At 71.1% G+C, this 17,876-nt stretch carries 14 protein-coding genes and 6 pseudogenes; 11 read left to right on the top strand and 9 right to left on the bottom strand.

What is annotated here, in order from left to right; genetic code table 11:
* Window positions 1-869, bottom strand: a pseudogene (locus tag ACZ49B_RS32285) (IS5 family transposase).
* A 53-nt stretch (window positions 870-922) separates the two neighbouring features.
* Window positions 923-1,207, bottom strand: a pseudogene (locus ACZ49B_RS32280) (integrase core domain-containing protein); the annotation flags it as partial.
* A gap of 190 nt (window positions 1,208-1,397) precedes the next feature.
* On the opposite strand from ACZ49B_RS32280, the gene ACZ49B_RS32275 reads away from it, so the two are divergent.
* The 5 genes and pseudogenes from ACZ49B_RS32275 to ACZ49B_RS32255 all read left to right on the top strand — a co-directional run bounded on the left by ACZ49B_RS32275 (window position 1,398) and on the right by ACZ49B_RS32255 (window position 7,013).
* A complete protein-coding gene (locus ACZ49B_RS32275) occupies window positions 1,398-1,820 on the top strand; it encodes a TipAS antibiotic-recognition domain-containing protein (protein WP_468312834.1) in 423 nt (140 codons plus the stop codon).
* Between the two features lie 238 nt (window positions 1,821-2,058).
* Window positions 2,059-3,027: pseudogene (locus ACZ49B_RS32270) on the top strand (IS630 family transposase).
* Window positions 3,028-3,472: 445 nt separating this feature from the next.
* Window positions 3,473-4,702: a lycopene cyclase family protein gene (locus ACZ49B_RS32265; protein ID WP_468312960.1), complete on the top strand. Its 1,230-nt coding sequence runs from the start codon at window positions 3,473-3,475 to the stop codon at window positions 4,700-4,702.
* Complete coding sequence (locus ACZ49B_RS32260; RefSeq protein ID WP_468312831.1) at window positions 4,699-5,427, top strand: class I SAM-dependent methyltransferase; 729 nt, start codon at window positions 4,699-4,701, stop codon at window positions 5,425-5,427. Before ACZ49B_RS32265 ends, ACZ49B_RS32260 begins: the two co-directional genes overlap by 4 nt.
* Entirely contained in the window at window positions 5,424-7,013 is a 1,590-nt protein-coding gene (locus ACZ49B_RS32255; RefSeq protein ID WP_468312828.1) for an FAD-dependent oxidoreductase, read from the top strand. Before ACZ49B_RS32260 ends, ACZ49B_RS32255 begins: the two co-directional genes overlap by 4 nt.
* Before the next feature lie 39 nt (window positions 7,014-7,052).
* Here ACZ49B_RS32255 and ACZ49B_RS32250 read toward each other — a convergent pair whose 3' ends face one another.
* Genes ACZ49B_RS32250 through ACZ49B_RS32235 form a run of 4 tightly spaced genes read right to left on the bottom strand, consistent with a single transcriptional unit; the run spans window position 7,053 to window position 11,816 of the window.
* Window positions 7,053-8,060: a DUF5914 domain-containing protein gene (locus ACZ49B_RS32250; RefSeq protein WP_468312825.1), complete on the bottom strand. Its 1,008-nt coding sequence runs from the start codon at window positions 8,058-8,060 to the stop codon at window positions 7,053-7,055.
* The gene (locus tag ACZ49B_RS32245) at window positions 8,057-9,058 is read right to left on the bottom strand and encodes a phytoene/squalene synthase family protein (RefSeq protein ID WP_468312822.1); all 1,002 of its coding nucleotides are present in this window, start codon (window positions 9,056-9,058) and stop codon (window positions 8,057-8,059) included. The genes ACZ49B_RS32250 and ACZ49B_RS32245 overlap by 4 nt, the downstream gene beginning before the upstream one ends.
* Entirely contained in the window at window positions 9,055-10,608 is a 1,554-nt protein-coding gene (gene crtI, locus ACZ49B_RS32240) for a phytoene desaturase family protein (protein WP_468312819.1), read from the bottom strand. The genes ACZ49B_RS32245 and crtI overlap by 4 nt, the downstream gene beginning before the upstream one ends.
* Window positions 10,605-11,816 (bottom strand): polyprenyl synthetase family protein, encoded by a 1,212-nt coding sequence (locus tag ACZ49B_RS32235; RefSeq protein ID WP_468312816.1) that lies wholly within the window; start codon window positions 11,814-11,816, stop codon window positions 10,605-10,607. The genes crtI and ACZ49B_RS32235 overlap by 4 nt, the downstream gene beginning before the upstream one ends.
* A gap of 590 nt (window positions 11,817-12,406) precedes the next feature.
* Between ACZ49B_RS32235 and ACZ49B_RS32230 the strand changes: the two genes are divergently transcribed.
* From ACZ49B_RS32230 to ACZ49B_RS32220, 3 genes are read left to right on the top strand one after another with little or no spacing between them, the layout of a single operon-like run.
* Complete coding sequence (locus ACZ49B_RS32230; RefSeq protein ID WP_468312813.1) at window positions 12,407-13,216, top strand: alpha/beta fold hydrolase; 810 nt, start codon at window positions 12,407-12,409, stop codon at window positions 13,214-13,216.
* On the top strand, window positions 13,216-14,469 hold the full coding sequence (locus ACZ49B_RS32225; RefSeq protein WP_468312810.1) for a PP2C family protein-serine/threonine phosphatase: 1,254 nt from the start codon (window positions 13,216-13,218) through the stop codon (window positions 14,467-14,469). The genes ACZ49B_RS32230 and ACZ49B_RS32225 overlap by 1 nt, the downstream gene beginning before the upstream one ends.
* Window positions 14,466-14,822, top strand: coding sequence for an STAS domain-containing protein (locus ACZ49B_RS32220; protein ID WP_468312807.1), 357 nt, complete (start codon window positions 14,466-14,468; stop codon window positions 14,820-14,822). Before ACZ49B_RS32225 ends, ACZ49B_RS32220 begins: the two co-directional genes overlap by 4 nt.
* A 27-nt stretch (window positions 14,823-14,849) precedes the next feature.
* Here the strand turns inward: ACZ49B_RS32220 and ACZ49B_RS32215 are convergent.
* A pseudogene (locus tag ACZ49B_RS32215) lies at window positions 14,850-15,122 on the bottom strand (Tn3 family transposase); the annotation flags it as partial.
* A 45-nt stretch (window positions 15,123-15,167) separates the two neighbouring features.
* Between ACZ49B_RS32215 and ACZ49B_RS32210 the strand changes: the two are divergent.
* Window positions 15,168-15,311: pseudogene (locus ACZ49B_RS32210) on the top strand (Tn3 family transposase); the annotation flags it as partial.
* Between the two features lie 177 nt (window positions 15,312-15,488).
* Window positions 15,489-15,632, top strand: coding sequence for a hypothetical protein (locus ACZ49B_RS32205; RefSeq protein ID WP_468312804.1), 144 nt, complete (start codon window positions 15,489-15,491; stop codon window positions 15,630-15,632).
* 136 nt (window positions 15,633-15,768) lie between these two features.
* Here the strand turns inward: ACZ49B_RS32205 and ACZ49B_RS32200 are convergent, their stop codons facing one another.
* Together ACZ49B_RS32200 and ACZ49B_RS32195 are read right to left on the bottom strand one after the other, a co-directional pair.
* Window positions 15,769-16,509, bottom strand: a complete 741-nt coding sequence (locus ACZ49B_RS32200) for a class I SAM-dependent methyltransferase (protein WP_468312801.1) — start codon at window positions 16,507-16,509, stop codon at window positions 15,769-15,771.
* A gap of 83 nt (window positions 16,510-16,592) precedes the next feature.
* Window positions 16,593-16,871 carry a hypothetical protein gene (locus ACZ49B_RS32195; protein ID WP_453464088.1) on the bottom strand — a complete coding sequence of 93 codons (279 nt, stop codon included), beginning with the start codon at window positions 16,869-16,871 and terminating at the stop codon, window positions 16,593-16,595.
* Between the two features lie 53 nt (window positions 16,872-16,924).
* On the opposite strand from ACZ49B_RS32195, the pseudogene ACZ49B_RS32190 reads away from it, so the two are divergent.
* Window positions 16,925-17,790 (top strand): annotated as a pseudogene (locus ACZ49B_RS32190) (IS5 family transposase); the annotation flags it as partial.
* Window positions 17,791-17,876 lie beyond the last annotated feature (86 nt).

Genomic DNA, 17,876 nt, shown 5'->3' with positions numbered 1-17,876 from the left:
TCACGGGCGGATCGCCGCGGCCGTGACGGTGCCGTGAAAGACAAAGGCTCTCTTGTCGTAGCGGGTAGCGACGGCTCGGTAGTTCTTGAGTCGATTGATCGTCCGCTCGACCTCGTTGCGGCGCTTGTAGATGTCGCCGTTGAAGCTGGTGGGCCGGCCGCCCTTGCTGCCGCGTCGTTTGCGGTTGGCCCGCTGGTCCTTCGGCTCCGGGATAGTGTGCTTGATCTGGCGTCTTCGCAGGTAGCGGCGGTTGCGGCGTGAACTGTAAGCCTTGTCGTCGCCCAGGTGGTCCGGCCGTGTGCGAGGGCGACCGCCCTGTGGGCGGGGAACGCGGATGCGTTCGAGGACCTTAATCATCTGCGGCGCATCGCCCCACTGGCCGGGCGTGACCAGGAAGGCCAGAGGTTTGCAGCCGCCTTCACCCACGAGGTGAATCTTGCAGGTGAGGCCGCCCCGAGACCGTCCGAGTCCTTCGTCGGGGCGGTGGTGCTGAGGCGTCGTCCTTTTTTCGGGACACGTGGCTTCTTCTTGCGAGCGCCGGGCGCGTGCTGATGGGCCCGGCAGGACGTCGAGTCGACGCTGACCATGCTCCAGTCAATCCGGCCAGCGAGGTCGGCGTCGGCCTGGACGGCACACAGGACCCGGTCCCACGTGCCGTCCGCCGACCAGCGCCGGTGCCGTTCATAAACGGTCTTCCAACTGCCAAAACGCTCGGGAAGGTCCCGCCACGGTGTGCCCGTCCGGACCCGGAACAAGATCCCGTTGATCACTCTTCGGTGGTCGTTCTACCGTCCTCCACGCAGCCCCGACGCCGGCAAGTGCGGCTCCAGCCGGACCCACTCGCCATTCGTCAGATCACCCCGCCCCATGCCAGACAGAACGAGTCAACAATCCGACAGTCACATGATCCGCCGGACACTGCCTAGGTGTATTGACCCGCAGCGTTGTTGACGCGGCTGATGGGTGACTTGCCGTCGAGTGCGGTCTGGCAGCGGTGGTGGTTGTAGGTGTGGAGGAAGTCTGCCAGGGCTGCTGTCCGCTCCGCGTTGGCGGTGTAGGGCCGCAGGTAGGCCCATTCGTCCAGCAGGGTGCGGTTGAAGCGTTCGACCTTGCCGTTCGTCTGGGGCCGGTAGGGCCGGATCTTCTTGTGCGCGATGCCGTCCGTGGCCAGGTTCTGGGTGAAGAGCTTGGACCTGTCTGCCTGCCCCGGAACGACACTCGTCGTGGAGTCCGCCGTCGGCTGACCGAGACGGAGCGCCGGAGGGTCCAAGAAATGGTTTGCCGACCCTGTGCCTGTGTGTCACCGTTCGGCCTGGACCGGAAGTTGATCATCGGCGGCCGGTCGACGTCGACATGTCGGCGGCCTCTTGGGGATCCACCGGAGAGGTGAAGAAACGATGGGAACCGGTGCCGTGGGAAACAGTTACGAGGACGAGTGTCGCCGGTCGTTGGCCGAGGAGCAGGCGAAAAGCCTTGCCGGGACCAACGACTGGGAACATGTGGACAGGGAGCTGGTCCACCGGGACTGGGACGTCCTGTACCGGGAGATCACGGTTTTCCTGGACGGCGGCTCCCTGCCCGGAGACCAGCAGGTCCAGGAGCTCGTACGCAGGCACTTCGACATCGTCTGCCGGTTCTACACCCCCTCCAGGGAGGCTTACGTCGGCATGTCGTTCTTCTACGCCGAGGACGAGGCCATGAGGGCCTTCCACGATTCCTACCACCCCGGGATGGTGGAGTTCATGGGCGCCGCGATCAAGGTGTTCGCCGAGCAGGGGAGTGGGTTCGCCCCCAGCGCAGGAGCCGAGGCTTCGGCGTAGTCGGGCGACACGGGCCGGGACAACGCATGGGCGGGTGCGCCCGGACCGGGCTCCGGGCGCACCCGCCGAGGGATGGGGGCCCGCGGCCGGGCCACTCGCAGTGGGGTGTAGGCCCCGAGGATCAGCCAGGTCCAGCGGTCCGCCGCCTCCGGGGGGCGGATCACCGTTCATCTGGTCCGCCCCCTGATCCGAAAGAAGGCCCTAGTGACCTGAGTCAGAGATTCGCCGCTAGTCGGACATGAGTCGTCCAGGTCCGAAGACTGCGTTACGTCGTCACATGACGGCCCAGGCCTTGGCCCAGCGGTCGCGGATCGTGCTGGAGTGCGCCGAAGGCCACTCGATCATGGAGGTGTCCCGCCGGCTGCGGATCGCTCCGGACACGGTCCGCACCTGGCGGCGACGCTTCATCGAGCGGGGACTGGACGGCTTGTGCGACGACCTGCGGCCCGGCGTCCCCCGGAAGATCACCGACGCCGACGTCGAGCGGGTCATCGTCAAGACGCTCGAAGAGACGCCGAAGAACGCGACCCACTGGTCGACGAGGTCGATGGCTGCGGCCACGGGAATGTCGCAGTCGACGGTCTCGCGGATCTGGCGGGCGTTCGCGCTGGCGCCGCGGCCTGTATCTCGACCCGCCGGAGAAGGCCCTGGTCCTGTGCGTGGATGAGAAGTCGCAGGTCCAGGCCCTGGACCGGTCCCAGCCGGTCCTGCCGATGGTGTCCGGTGTTCCCGCGACTACGTCCGGGCCGGCACCACGACCCTGTTCGCCGCCCTCGAGGTCGCCACCGGCAAGGTCATCGGATCCCTTCACCGACGCCACCGGGCAGCGGAGTTCAAGAAGTTCCTCACCAAGCTCGACAAGGAAGTCCCGGCCGACCTGCAGGTTCATCTGATCCTGGACAACTACGCGACTCACAAAACGCCCGACATCAAGCGGTGGCTGCTGTCCCACCCACGGTTCCACCTGCACTTCCCGCCGACCAGTGCGTCGTGGCTGAACCTGGTGGAGCGGTGGTTCGCCGAGCTCACGCAGAAGAAGCTCCAACGCGGAGTCCACCGCTCCGTCCAGGCCCTCGAACGCGACATCCGGGCCTGGCTGACCAACTGGAACGACCAGCCCCGGCCCTTCGTGTGGACGAAGACCGCCGACGAGATCCTCGACAAAGTCGCCGCCTACTGCCACCGAATCTCTGACTCAGGTCACTAGATGAGGTCTGGCCTGTGCGTCATTCCTGGGCAGGGCCACGCAGATATCGGCGCGGGCCGTCTGGTCCCCCGCCCATCCAGCGCCTGGATCGCCGCGACACAGATCCGGGCCTCAGCCGATAGGAGGAGGCAGACCTCCAACCCCTCCGACAGGACGATCCCGAGGGGTTGGTCGCCGCAGCCCCCGCCAACATCCGATGAGGCTGTTCCGGCATGGCGGAGGCGGGTGCATCCGGGGTGGGCCTTCGGGCGGAAGTCGGCGTGGGGAAGCGGCCAGTCGGGCTCGCTCCCGGCAGACTGGGCGTCACCCGCGCTCCGGCTGGAACAGGGAGGGCCCACGGCATGTGCACCACCGGATCCGGACCGGCCCCGCCCACGGTCGACAGGACCGAACGGGCAGCGTGGTGAGCCGGGCAGCAGAGGGGCCCGTTCCGCACCCGGCCGAGGTGGCGCCTGCCGCCCGCGCCTGCGCCGAGGTCGTCATCGTGGGTGGCGGCGCGGCGGGGTTGAGCCTGGCGCACCGGCTGGCGCGCAGCGGCATCAGCGACCTTGCCGTGGTGGAGCCACTCCAGGGGCCGCTGCGGCCTCCCGAGCGGACCTGGTGCCACTGGGCCGAGGGGCCCGGCGAGTTCGACGGTGCGGTCGCGGCGTCCTGGGAGCGGCTGCGCGTGCGCGGCCCCGACGGCAGCACCGTGGTCATCGACCCCTCCCCCATGACCTACCGGATGATCCGCTCGGGTGCCCTCGAGGAACTGGTGCACCGCGGGCTGGCGGGCCATCCGCGGGCCCGGCTGGTGCGGGGCACCGTACACGAGATCCGCCAGCGCCCGGGGGGTGCCGAGGTGGTGTGCACCCTGGCGGACGGCGGCCGGCTGGAGCTGCGCGGTCGGTACGTGTTCGACTCCCGGCCGCTGCCCGTCCTCCCGCCTGCCCGGACGGTTCTGCTGCAGCACTTCCGGGGCTGGTTCGTGCGTACCGCCTCGGCTCGCTTCGACCCGGAGGTCGCCGATCTGATGGACTTCCGGGTGCCGCAGCCCCGGCACGGTCTGGCGTTCGGCTACGTCCTGCCCCTCGCCCCCGATCACGCACTCGTCGAGTACACCGAGTTCTCGCGTGAGCCCCTGACATCAGCCGGGTACGAGGCCGCCCTGCGCCACTACGCGGACCGCGTGCTGCGGCTGGGTCCGTCCACGGTCGTGTCGGCCGAGCAGGGCGTGATCCCCATGACCGACGCACGGTTTCCGCGCCGCGTGGGGCCGTCCGTGTTCCGGATCGGGGCCGCTGGGGGTGCCACCCGCCCCGCCACCGGCTACACCTTCTCCGCCGTGCAGCGGCAGAGCCGGGATATCGCGGCCGCCATGCGGGCGGGACGCCGCGAGATCGTGCCACCACCGTATGGCCGTCGCGCGCTCGCCATGGACGCGGTCCTCCTGCGGGGCATCGACGCGGGCCGCATCGACGGACCCGCCTTCTTCACCCACCTCTTCCGCACCGTCCCCGGTGAGCGGCTGCTGCGCTTCCTCGACGGGCGCACCACGCCGCGGGAGGAGTTCGGCATCGGACTGCGCACGCCCGTCGCCCCGATGCTGCGCACCGCGGCCGAACTGCCCTTCCTGCGCCGACGCACCCGCCCAGGGGCCATCGGTGCCCCGCGACCCGAGGAGAATCCGCGGTGACGCTGCTCCGCGACCACGACCTGTCCCACGCCTTCGATCACGCCTCGCGCTCCTACGACCGGCTGACCGCCCTCAACCCCGGCCACCGTGCCGAGCTGTACCGATCGGCACGCCGCCTGCAACTGCCCGGCGGCGGGGCGGGCCTGCACCTCTTGGACCTCGGCTGCGGCACCGGAGCCTCCACCCGCGCGCTGCTGCGCGCCGCCCCGCTCGCCCGCGTCACCGCCGTCGACGCCTCTGCCGGGATGCTGGAGCGTGCGCGGTCCAAGCCGTGGCCCGCCCGCGTGCGGTTCGTCCACGTCGCCGCGGAGGGCCTGGCCGCCGAGGGCACCGGTCCTTACGACGCCGTGTTCGCCGCATACCTCTTCCGCAACGTCACCGACCCGGACGCGGTACTGGTCGCGGTCCGCGAAGTGCTGCGCCCCGGTGGGCGGCTGGCGGCGCACGAGTACAGCCTCAGTGGGAGGGCCGGGCACCGGGCCGTGTGGGAGGCGGTCAGCCGGTGCGTCATCTTGCCGGCAGGCACTCTGGCCGGTGACCGGGAGCTGTACCGGCACCTGTGCGACAGCGTGCCGGCCTTCGACACCGCGCCCGTCTTCGCGGACCGGATGCGCCGGGCGGGGTTCACCTCCGTGCGCACGGCGCCCGTGGCCGGCTGGCAGACGGGCATCGTCCACACCTTCACGGCCCGAAACGGGTCCGGCCTGCCGCAGGACCCGCGGTGAGCGCCCTGCTCCAGGGCTTCGGGCGCGCCTCAGGTACGGGTCCCGGCGCGGCCCGGCGCGGCCGTGACCGGCGCGCGGAGGTCGTGTTGCCCGCGCCGGGCCGCGACCGCTTCGAGCGTCGGGATGCTCCGGGCGTGGCGGTGGTGGGTGGGGGTATCGCGGGACTGGCCGCGGCCACCGCGCTGGCCGAACGCGGAGCAAGGGTCACGCTGTACGAGCGTGAGGCCTCGCTGGGCGGTCGGCTCGCGGGGTGGCCCACCCGGCTGGCGGACGGCTCCGAGGTGACGATGAGCCGGGGCTTCCACGCGTTCTTCCGCCAGTACTACAACCTGCGGGGGCTGCTGCGGCGGACGGACCCTGCCCTCGCACGGCTCGCGCCGCTGTCCGACTATCCGCTGCGGCACAGCGGAGGGGCGACGGACGGCTTCGCGCGGGTGCCGCGCACACCGCCGTGGAGTGCCCTGGGGTTCGTCGCGCTGAGCCCGACGTTCGGCTGGCGGGACCTGGCGGCGATGGACCCGCGGGCGGCGCTGCCGCTGCTCGACGTACGGGTACCCGAGGTGTACGAGCGCTACGACGGCGTCGGCGCCGCCGAATTCCTCGATCGCATCGGCTTTCCCGCGGCCGCACGCCACCTGGCCTTCGAGGTGTTCTCCCGCAGCTTCTTCTCGGACTCGGGGGAACTGTCGGCGGCGGAGTTGCTGTTGATGTTCCACATCTACTTCCTCGGCTCGTCCGAGGGCCTGCTCTTCGACGTGCCCACCGAGCCCTTCCCGCAGGCGCTGTGGCACCCCCTCGGCGCCTATCTGCAGCACCTGGGAGCCGACGTACGCACCGGCACCGCCGTGCACGGGGTCCGCCCCTGCCCCGAAGGCACTCTCGAAGTACGGACCGACGGCGGGACGTTCCGCCACCAGGCGGCGGTGCTGGCCCTCGACGTGCCCGGTTTGCGTCATACGGTGGCGGGCTCGCCGGGCCTCGGCACGGCCGCGTGGCGCGAGAAGATCGCGAGCCTGCGCACCGCTCCCCCGTTCCTGGTCTCCCGGCTCTGGCTGGACCGGCCGGTGGACCCGAGGCGTGCGGGTTTCCTCGGGACCTGCGGCTTCGACGGCCTGGACAACATCAGCGTCCTGGACCGCTGGGAAGGCGAGGCGGCCCGCTGGGCGAGGCGCACGGGCGGTTCGGTCGTCGAACTGCACGCCTACGCGGTCGACGGCGCCGCGTGCCGTGAGGAGGTCCAGGCGCACCTCACAGCGAAGCTGCGGGAGATCTACCCAGAGACCCGCGAGGCGCGCATCATCGACTCCCGCCACGAATGGCGGTCCGACTGCCCCCTCTTTCCGGTCGGCGGCTACCGGCGCCGCCCGGCGGTCCGCACGCCGGACGCGCGGGTGACGCTGGCCGGGGACGCGGTGCGCTGCGGTCTCCCCGTGGCATTGATGGAGCGGGCCGCCACGACCGGGTTCCTCGCCGCCAATGCCCTACTCGCCGACCAAGGCGTGCGCGGACAGGTGCTGTGGACCGTGCCGCGGGCCGGCCGCTCCCGCGCTCTGCGGCTCCTGGCGGGTGTCGCGGCACGGTCCTGAGCACCGGGCGGCGACCGCGATCGGGCCGTCCGCCCTCCGTCAGCCGGGGAAGGTACCGGCGTTGCGCAGCGTCCATCGGCGCTCTGCGTAGGCGAGGTCGTCGCGCCACAGACGGCCCGCGGCCCGGGACATCAGCGGCCGCAGTGCCGGGGCGAGGGCCCGCGCGAGGCGGAAGCCGGGACGGTCGGAGGCGGCCACCACCGCCTCGACGACGGCGGTTCTGGGCACGGCCGCGCCGGGTGGGGTCAGGGGTGTCGCGTGGGTCTCGACGATGGAGGTCCGCCCTTCTCCCTCGGTGATCCGCATGAGGACCGTGCGCGGGCCGGGGGCGGTGAACTCGGCCCGTACGGGCACCACGAGCCGGTCCGCCACCTTGAACGAGACGTCCACGACGAAGGGTTCGTCCTGCTCCCCCTGGGGGGCGCTGATCACGCGCAGGTCGGTGAAGGAGTAGGGGTGGAACCACGATCCGTGCCACGGGTCGAGGCGGTTGGCCACCACGTCCTCGGGTTCGCAGCGCCCGACGACGGTGACGACCGCGTCCACGGCCCGGCCGGGATCCGGCCTGAGGACCGGCGGCGGTCGGTCGGTCGCCTGTTCGCCGCCGGTCCGGTCCAGCCGTACCCACACCAGGAGGCCGTCGTCGTGCACGGGGTAGGGCTGCCATCCGGCGAACGGGGTGCCGTCCAGGGCCATGCCGTGCCAGTGGCACACCAGCCTGCCGCACACCACGCGGCTCTCGCGCAGCGGCGCCCCCAGGTGGGGGCAGGCGCCCGGGCCGGCACGCAGGTCGCCGGCGGACGTGCGCCACAGGACGATCTCCGTACCGCCGACGGTCCTGCCGGCGGGGCGGCCGTCTGTGGCAACGTTGCGGGAAGCCCCGACGACGAACCAGTTGCCGCCGGGTCGGGCCTGGGCCCGCTTGAGGGCGGCGGCGATGAGCGCCGGCCGGGCCTGCTGCCAGGTCGGGCTCTGCGCGGCCCAGCCAGGGCCGGTCCGCAGTCGCAGCGGCGTCCGCCGGCGTAGGTGACGTGCGTCCCCGTTCACTCGTGGGTTCCCTGCGGGGAGTGGATGCGGTCGTGGGGTGCCGGGAGGGGCCTGCGGCGCGGAATGCGGTGGCGGAGGCGGGCGGCCGCGACGTGGGCGGCCCCGGTGGCGGCCGTGACGGCCCTGCGCCGACGGGGGACGGCGGAGCGCCCGTGCAGGACGGCGTAGTCGTCTGCGGCGATGGCGTCGAGGATGCCGCCGTAGAGGACGTAGGCCGTGTGGATGCAGGGCCGTACGCGCGGATCGAGCATGGCGATGCCCGGCTCGGCCTCCCGGTACACCGTGCGGGTCAGCGCGTCCGCCGCGACGAACGCGGCGCGGATACGCGGGTCGCGGCGGCCGGTGCGGCGGCTGTGTTCGAGGAGCTGGCGGTCCACGCCGTGGGCCGCCAGCAGATCGGCGGGCAGGTAGACGCGGCCCCGGTCGAGGTCCTCGCCGACATCGCGGAGGAAGTTGGTGAGCTGGAAGGCGACACCGAGGGCGGCCGCGTGGGGTGCCGCCTCCTGCGGGTCGGTGACGGTGCCGAGGACGGGCAGCATCTGGAGTCCGATGACCGCGGCCGAGCCGTGCATGTAGGCGCGCAGGTCCTGGTAAGTCGGGTAGTCGGTGATGGTGAGGTCGGCGCGCATCGAGGCCATGAAGTCGGTGAAGTGGGCGTGCGGGATGCGGTAGCGGGCGGCGGTGTCGGCGAGGGCCCGGACGACGGGCTCCGTGCTGGTCCCCGAGCCGAGGCCGTGGGCGAGGGCTGCCTCCAGGCGGGCGAGCTGGCGGTCGCGTACGGCCGGGGTCTCGCGGCGGTCGAGGTCGTCGACGATGTCGTCGGCCCAGCGGGCGAATCCGTACAGGGCGTGGACGGCGGGGCGGCGCTCGGCGGGCAGGAGGCGGGTGGCGAGGAAGTAGGTGCGTCCGTGGGAGGCGTTGAGGCGGCGGCACAGCGTGTACGCCGACCTCAGGTGCGGGTCGGTGACGCCCGCGGCGTCCAGTTCGCGGCTGTTCATCGCGCGGGTGGCCTTCCTGCGGCGGTCCGGGGTGCGGTGGGGTGGGCTCCGGTGGTACGGGCGGCGTGTCGGACGCCGGTGATGCGGGCGGCGGCGAGCTTTCCGCTGATGAGGACTGTGGGGACTCCGACCCCCGGTGTGGTGCCGCAGCCTGCCAGGACCACGTTGTCCAGGTGGCGCACCAGGTTGCGGGGCCGGAACGGTCCGGTCTGGGCGAGGGTGTGCGAGACGGAGAAGGGGCTCCCGGCGCCGTGGCCCTGGCCGGCCCAGTCCGCCGGGGTGACGAGCACTTCACGCTCGATGCTGTCGGCGAATCCGTGCAGGCCTCTGCGTTCGAGTTCCGCGACCAGAGAGTCGCGGTAGCGCGGGCCCAGGGTGTGCCAGGCGGTCGCGGAGGGGCCGGTGTCGGTGTTCGGGCAGGGTGCCAGGACGTAGTGGAGGTGCCGACCGGGCGGCGCCAGTGCGGGGTCGTGAGTGGTGGGGCGCGTGATCAGCAGCGAGGGGTCGCTCATCAGGCTCCCGGTGCGGGTGAGCTCGTCGAACGTGCGCTCCCACGCGCCGCCGAAGGAGATCGTGTGGTGGGCCAGGTCCGGCCACGTGCGGTCCGTGCCGGCGTGCAGGACCACTGCGGAGGGCGAGTGGCGCAGGCGTACCGGGCGGCGGGGTACGCGTCCGAGCAGGCGGTGCACGACGGGCAGGTCCGGTGTCAGGACGACCGCGTCGCAGGGGATTCGTACGCCTTGGGCCAGATGTACGGCCCCTACTCGGCCGCCTGCGTGTTCGAGTCGGGTGACTTCGGAGGACCAGTGGAAGCGTGCGCCTGCCTGCTCGGCGGAGGCGGCCATGGCTGCGGGCAGGGCGTGCATGCCGCCGCGCGGGAACCAAACCCCGGCCACGGTGTCCATGTAGGCGATGACGGCGTAGGCGGCGAGGGCGCGGGCCGGCGGGACCCCGGCGTACAGGGATTGGAAGGAGAAGACCCGGCGGAGCCGCTCGTCGGACAGGAAGCTGCCGATCTTGCGGTCGAGGCGCCCGAAGCCGCCCAGTGCCGCGAGCCGGGCCAGGTCCGGGTGCAGGAGCTGGAAGGGCGAGTCGAAGTTGGTGTCGATGAAGCGGCGCATTTGCGCCCGGTACAGGCGCTCCAGCCAGGTGCGCAGCCGCCGGTAGCCGGCCGCCTCGGCGCCGCCGGCGAAGCTGCGGACCTCGGCTTCCATGGCCTCGCCGTCGGTGTGGACGTCGAGACGGGAGGAGTCTGCGAAAACGGCCCGGTAGGCTGGGTCCAGGCGCAGGAGCTCGACGCGTGTGGCCAGGTCGTCACCCACGGCGGCGAAGGCCTCGTCGGCCAGGTGCGGCATCGTCAAAACGGTGGGTCCGGTGTCGAGCAGGTATCCGCCCGTCTGCGTACGGCCCGCCCTGCCACCGGGCCCGCTCTCGCGTTCGACGACGGTCACGCTGCGCCCGGCCCCCAGCAGGTGAAGAGCGCAGGCCAGCCCGGCGAGCCCGGCTCCCACGACGACGACGTGCCCGGTCGGACCGGGTACGGTCTTCACCGGGCCTCCCGGGGTGCGGTGTTCGCTGCCCCGCCCGCGGCCCGCCGCACCAGGGCGTCGAACTCACGCACGATGCGGGCGGGCGCGCCGGTCGCCGCGAATTGGTCCACGCTCGCCGCGGCGAGTTCGGCGATCTCCGCACTCACGGCGGCCCGTGCCCCGGTGCGTTCCATGGCGGAGCGCATCTGCGCGATGCTGGCGTCCGAGCGGGGCTCCGCGCCAGGCGCGAGGACGACGCCAGCCTGTACGTCGCCCGAGGCCTCGGCGAGGCGGGCCGCGACGGCCAGCAGATAGGTGAGTTTGCGAGCGCGCAGGTCGTCGTCGGCCGGCTTGCCGGTGGCCGCGGGATCACCGAACGTACCGAGCAGGTCGTCGCTGAGCTGGAAGGCCAGGCCCGCGCTGCGGCCGGCCGACCGCAGCGCGCTGAGAGTGGGCTCGTCGGCGCCCACGAGGGCCGCGCCGAGACCGAGGGGCCGTACGACGGTGTAGAACGCACTCTTGAGGGTGGCGACGGTGACCGCCTCGGTGACGTCGGACGACCCCAGAGCTTGGGCTCGGATATCGCGGTACTGGCCTGCGGCCATCTCCGTGCGCATCGCCCGCCACTCGCGGTGCAGGCACCCGCCGTACGGGGACCCCAGGGCAGTTTCGGTGAGGAGGTCGTCTGCCCAGGCCAGGGCCAGATCCCCGGCGAGGATGGCGGCACCGGTGGCGAAGGCGTCCGGCGAGCCATGTGCCAGCTCCTCGCGGTGCATGCGCGCGAAGTCGACTTGCACGGCGGGCGCGCCGCGCCGGACCGGGGAGCCGTCCATGACGTCGTCGTGCACCAGGGCGCAGGCCTGGAGCAGTTCGAGGGCGGCGCCGAGGCGCAGCACGTCAGCGGGGTCGCCGCGGCCGCCCGCAGCCTGCCACCCGCACCACACGAACGCGGTGCGCAGGCGTTTGCCTCCCCTGCGCACGAGGCCGGCCACGCGGTCCGCGACCTCGTCGGCGAACACCTGGTCGGTCTGCCGGACGGCGTGCAGTGCGGTGCGCAGGTGCGTGTGGAGGAAGGCCTCGCCGGCCGTGACGGCTTCCTGCGCCGTGGTCGGGGCACTGCCCGTACCGGGGGTGCCGGTGCGGCACGCGCCGGCACGGGCGCTACCGCCACGCGGGGTGCCGGACTCGGGTCCGGCTCGACGAGACGGCGCCGTCCACAGATGTTTCATCCGCACCTCTCCCGTTCGGCTGTATGCCACGCCTGCAGTTCTGATTCCGGCGCTGGTTCGGATGCACTGATCCCTCCCCTGTACGGCGAGCAAATCCCCGCGCCCGGACGGGTGAGTCGGAGTCGGCCTCCACGCCCTGTCGGGGATGTGCCTCAGGACCCCTCGAGCAGGGCGGCAGCGCGGGCGAGGCGTTGGCGGTCGATACCGGCCGCACCGCCGTCGTGACCGCCGTCGTGGGACTGTCGTACCAGCCGGCCGACGGCGCGGCCCGCCTGGTCACAAACCGCGGACTGGGGTGTCCGAGGCCGCCGCGACGTGACGACAGGGTGTGCAGAGGGCCCCGTACGGCGCCGGCAACGTCCGCACCGCGTCCGGGCCATCCGCTCAGGAGGGCCGGGGCCTGCGGCCCGGCGGAGCCGGTTGGCGATCGCCGGCCCCGGCCCCTCCCCCTCCGCCGGCTCGTTCGGTCGGCCGATAGCCGAAGCGCGCGAAAGACGACCATTTATGAGAATCGCTCTGCGTGTTCGTGGCCAGGGCCGACGGCGGCTTTCTCGCATCTGCGTATCTGCGTATCTGCGAGGATGTGCCGCATGGACGTGCGAAGCAGGAACCGCGTGAGGGTGTCTGGCCAGACGGACGGGCCGGTGGTGATGCTGGCGCACGGATTCGGGTGCGATCAGAACATGTGGCGTCTGGTGGTGCCGGTGCTGGAGCGCGATTTCACGGTGGTGGTCTTCGATCACGTGGGCGCGGGCCGCTCGGATCTGTCGGCGTGGAGCAAGGAACGGTACTCCAGCCTGGACGGATACGTGGAGGACGTGCTAGAGATCTGCCGCGAGCTGGATCTGGGGCCGGTGACATTCGTCGGGCACTCGGTGAGCGCGATGATGGGCGTGCTGGCCGCCGCCCGGCATCCCGAGTACTTCGCGGGCCTAGTGCTGCTCGCGCCCTCCCCTTGCTTCATCGACGACCCTGTGGCCGGCTACCGGGGCGGCTTCAGCGCCGAGGACATCGAGGAGCTGCTCCAGTCCCTGGACGCGAACTATCTCGGCTGGTCGGGCGCCATGGCCCCGGTCATCATGGGCAACCCCGACCGTCCCGAGCTGGGCGAGGAGCTGACCAGCAGTTTCTGCGCCACCGACCCGGCCATTCAGCGGGTCTTCGCCCGTGTGACGTTCCTGTCCGACAACCGCGCCGACCTGGCCGGGGTGGGGGTGCCCACGCTGGTCGCCGAGTGTTCCAGCGACGCCATCGCCCCACCCGGGGTCGGGGCCTTCGTGCAGGCTCAGATCAAGGACAGCCGGCTCGTCACGTTGAACGCCACCGGGCACTGCCCCCAGCTCAGCGCCCCTGAGGAGACCGCTGAGGCGATCGCCGTGTTCGCCGGGTCGTTGCGGTGATGTGCAAGACCGACGGCGACCAGGACCGCGAACCGGACGAGCGTGCGGACGACGACCAAACGTTCTCCGCGCTGCTGGAGGACAGCGCCGAGGACCTGTACGAGCACGCCCCGTGCGGGTACCTCTCCACGCTGCTGGACGGGCAGATCGCCAAGGTCAACACCACCCTCCTCCACTGGCTCGGCTACGAGCGCGAGGACCTAGTGGGCCGCAGGACGTTCTCCGAACTGCTCACCGTCGGCGGGCGCCTCTACCACGAGACGCACTTCGCGCCGCTGCTCCGCATGCAGGGCGAGATCAGCGGCATCGCGCTGGAGATGAAGGCGGCCGACGGCAGCCGTCTGCCGGTCCTGGTGACCTCGACGGTCAAGACCGGCAGTAACGGGCAACCGTTGCTGATCCGCACCACCGTCTTCGATGCCCGCGACCGCCGCGCCTACGAACAAGAGCTCCTGCGCGCCCGCCAGGAGTCCGAGCGCGAACGCGAACGCCTCCAGCAACTCGCCACCACGCTCCAGCGGACACTGCTGCCGCCGGCCCTGCCCAACGTGCCGGGCCTGGACGTGGCCGCGCACTATCACGTCGCCTCGGCCGACGAGGTCGGCGGCGACTTCTACGACCTGTTCCCCCTCGCGCACGGCACGTGGGGGCTGTTCCTGGGTGACGTGTGCGGCAAGGGCGCCGCCGCAGCCGTCGTGACCTCCCTGGCCCGCTACACGCTGCGTGCCGCCGCGGTCTACGACCCCGACCCAGCCGCCGTCCTGGGCAACCTCAACACCGTCCTCAACCACGAGCACAACGGCACCGACCCCCGGTTCTGCACCGTCCTCTTCGGCCTGCTCACCCCCGATGGCGACCAGGGCGGCTTCACCATCACCCTGGCCAGCGGCGGGCACCCGCCCGCCCTGCTGATACGAGCCGACGGCACCGCCGACTACCTGCCCACCCCCGGCGGACAGCTCATCGGCGTCCTGCCCGACGCCCACATCACCACCACCACCGTCCGTCTCGACGCCGGCGACACCCTGCTCCTGCACACCGACGGCCTCACCGAAGCCCACACCGCCGACCGCGGCGACCGCTACGGCGACGACGCCCTCCTCGACTTCGGACGCACCCTGGCCCCCACCACCGCCCAGCACACCATCACCGCCATCCGCGAACTCCTCGACACCCTCGGCACCGGGGTGGACGACGACACCGCGATCCTGGCCGTCAGCGTGCCCCGCCCCCACCGTGAAGAGCAGCGATGAGCCAGCTGAGCGTTCACACCCGGACCACCACCTCGGGCCCCGTCATCGAACTGGCCGGCGAACTCGACCACGCCAGCGCACCACAGATCCGCGACCTGCTCCCCGGACTGGCTCTCGAGGAGGGCCAGCAGCTCGTCGTGGACCTTGGCGGCCTCACTTTCTGCGACTCCAGCGGCATCACCGTCCTGATCGCCGCCCGCAACGTCGCTCTCGCCGCCCACTCGACCATCGTCCTGACCGCCGTCCCCGACAGAGTCAGCAGGATTTTCGGCATCGTCGGCCTCGACCAGGTCTTCCCCACCCACCCCACCGTCCAGGCAGCCGAGACCGCCTGGACGCCTCCGGCCGGCTGACCGGCGCCCGGCAGCCGCACCCACCGGCTACTGCCCGCTGTCCTCATCGTCATCGACTTCCGGAGCCTCCGGGTCGCGCAGGGGCCTCAGGGCGCCGGCCGCCGTGACACAGGAGTGAAGCTGTAGCGGGCGAGCCCATCGAGGTTGCGGTGCTTGGCAGGACAGGCGAGCGATGTCCTCGTCCCGGAGCTCGTGGCCCTCGGTACGGAGCTGTTCCACGGCGGCGTTGATGTACTTCGTCGTCCACAGCACGATCGCGTTGAGAACCAGGCCGAGCGAGCCGAACTGGTCCTCCACGCTGGGGCCATAGGTCCTGATCAGAGGCGGCGAAGGTCCCGGGCTGCCGCCATGCTCGACCCGGCCGACGACACCTACCGTCGGCAGATGAACCGGCAGCTCACCGTCCAGGAGTCCCGCCACAAGCTGGCCCGGGACGTGTGCCACGGCAAGCGCGGCACCATTCACCAGGCGTACCGGGACGGCACGGAATCGACCGCGCGTCAGGTCGTGGAAGGAGACCATCCGCATCAAATGCTCGGTCTTGACGATCCGCCCGTTCCTCCCCGCTGACAGCAAGATAAGGAAACAGCGAAGGGGCGGTCCTCGAGTGGAACAGAGGCGACATGGGTCCTGGCAGGACTGCGGGTGGCCGTGAGGATGCCGGTCATGGACGCCGAGTGGGCCGCCGACGGGCTGAAAGGCGTACGCCCGATACGACCCACCCACCAAGGCCGCGGACCCGAACCGATCGCACCGCCGCCGGCCTCGAACGACCAGGCCACTGCCCGGCTGTCGATTGGCTTCATCTGAACCAGCCCTGGCAGATCCCGGGTACGGGCCGCACCCACTGCCCGTACCCGGCGAACACGAAGACCCTGGAAGTGCTACCAGGGGCCGGACTAGGGCCTGTCCGGCGAGGGGATGTCGCGTCTCGGCGCGGCGGGACTTACGGTTTGTGGGTTACCCAGAGCAGTTCCGCCGGCCAGCGATGTGCCCAGTCGGGTGGGTCGGTTTCGTTGTAGCCGTTGGGTCTTCCGAGTTCGGGCCGCGGCTCGATGAGGTCGTCGATGATGAGACCCGCGCCGCGCAGGACCTTGACCCAGTCGCCGTAGGTGAGCTGATAGCTGGTCGCGCCGTCGTCTTCGGCGATGGTGTTCAACCCGAAGTAGTCCTGCTGCAGCGTCGTGGTCACGCGTCTGGCGGCTTCGTCGTAGCAGGCTTCGAACCATGGGCTGGCGACGTTGAACACCAGGCGCCCGCCTCGGCGCAAGACGCGTGCGGCCTGCGGGACGGCCAGGTGCGGGGGCGCCCAGCTGAGCCCACCGAAGTCGCAGAACACCAGGTCGAAGCTGTCGGCGGCGAAGGGAAGTTGTTCGGCGGCGCCTTGCACCAGCGGGTAGCGGGCCGCTCCCATCGCGCGGGACGCTGCGGCGAGTTGGGCTTCGGATAGATCGAGCCCGACCACGGTGGCGCCCTCTGCGGCGAGCGCCCTGGACCACTGGCCGGCGCCGCAGCCGAGTTCGAGGACGCGCTTGCCGGTGACGTCGCCCAGGGCGTGCAGGTGCACGTCGGGGACGGAGTACATGCCCCACAGCCGGGGTTCGGCGCCGATTTGCGGGTCGTGCTCGTGCTGATAGGCCCTGCTGATCTGGTTCCAGAGCCGCCGGTTGGCGGGGATGCTGTCCACGTGCCGACTCCAGCACTGCCTGCCGGGGGCGGTCAACACGATTAGGACTTGTCCGGCCGATCATGTCGGGGGCTGTCCAGCCTTTACGGCTCGGGGACGACGGTCAGCCGAAGGTGATCAATGCCGTCGAAGTCCTCTGCCTGGACTTCGACGGCTGAGGCGTCGAAGCGAAGGGTGAAGCAGGGGTCCGCGTCGATGAGCTGTCTCAGGTTCTCGCGGCCGCCGTGGTCGAGAGAGGGCGAGAACACTGCCTCCCACGCACCCGTGCCGGCGGTGGCTGTCGCTCTGATCGGGATGCGAGCCACGCAGGTGGATGGGTTGGCCCACCACTCCAGATGCGCCGTCTTCTCGTAGCGGTCCATTCCCCGAGCGTAGACGCCGGTACTACCCATCTGGGCCGCTCGTTGTTCCGGGTATGGGGCGGGGTGATCTGAGTGATGCCGAGTGGGAACGACTACGTCCGTTCCTGCCGGTCAGCAACAGGCGTTGTGGCCGGTGGCGGGATCACTGGCAGGTAATCGACGGGATTCTGCACCGGGTGCGGACCGGTGTTCACTGGCGTGATCTTCCGGAACGCTTCGGGCCGTGGAAGACCGTCTACGAACGGCACCGGCTGTGGTCGGCCGACGGGACGTGGGAGCACCTGCTCCAGCAGGTTCAGGCCGCGGCTGATGCGGCGGGTGAGATCGACTGGGACGTCTCGGTCGACTCAACCATCGTTCGTGCGCATCAGCATGCGGCGGGCGCTCGCACCGACCCGCCGTCGGCGCCCAGCTCAAAGGGGGCCGAGGCGCCAGAACATCTGGACGAAACGCCGTGGCAGAGTCTGCACGACCGCCTGGTGGAGGTGGTGCGCGAGGTGAGGGCCTGGGCCGCTCGCGCGGCGGGTTCACCACCAAGCTCCACCTGAGCGCGGATGGCCGCTGCCGCCCGCTGTCTCTGATCGTCACACCAGGTCAGCGGGCGGACTGCACGCAGTTCAAGCCTGTTCTGGAGAAGATCCGCGTCCCGAAACTTGGTCCGGGCAGGCCCCGCAAGAAGCCCGACAGCGTCGCCGATGACAAGGCATACAGCAACGGACCCGTCCGGAACTATCTGCGACGCCGGGGCATCCGGCACACGATTCCGGAGAAGACCAATAGCCAGGCCGCCCGCCTGCGCAAGGGCTCACGCGGCGGGCGGCCGCCCAGTTTTGACGAAGACCGGTACAAGAAGCGCAACACCCTCGAGCGCGCAATCAACAGGCTCAAGCAGCATCGAGCGGTGGCTACTCGCTACGACTGTGAGGATGTTCGGGTGCCGCTCTGGGCGGTGGCCTGACTCGCGCTACGACTGGCTCTTATGCCTTGCGTTTGATCTGTCGGTCA

Source organism: Streptomyces sp. NPDC031132, assembly GCF_055570595.1.
Note: the sequence above shows the minus strand (reverse complement) of the source record. Positions and strands in the feature narration are given on the sequence as shown.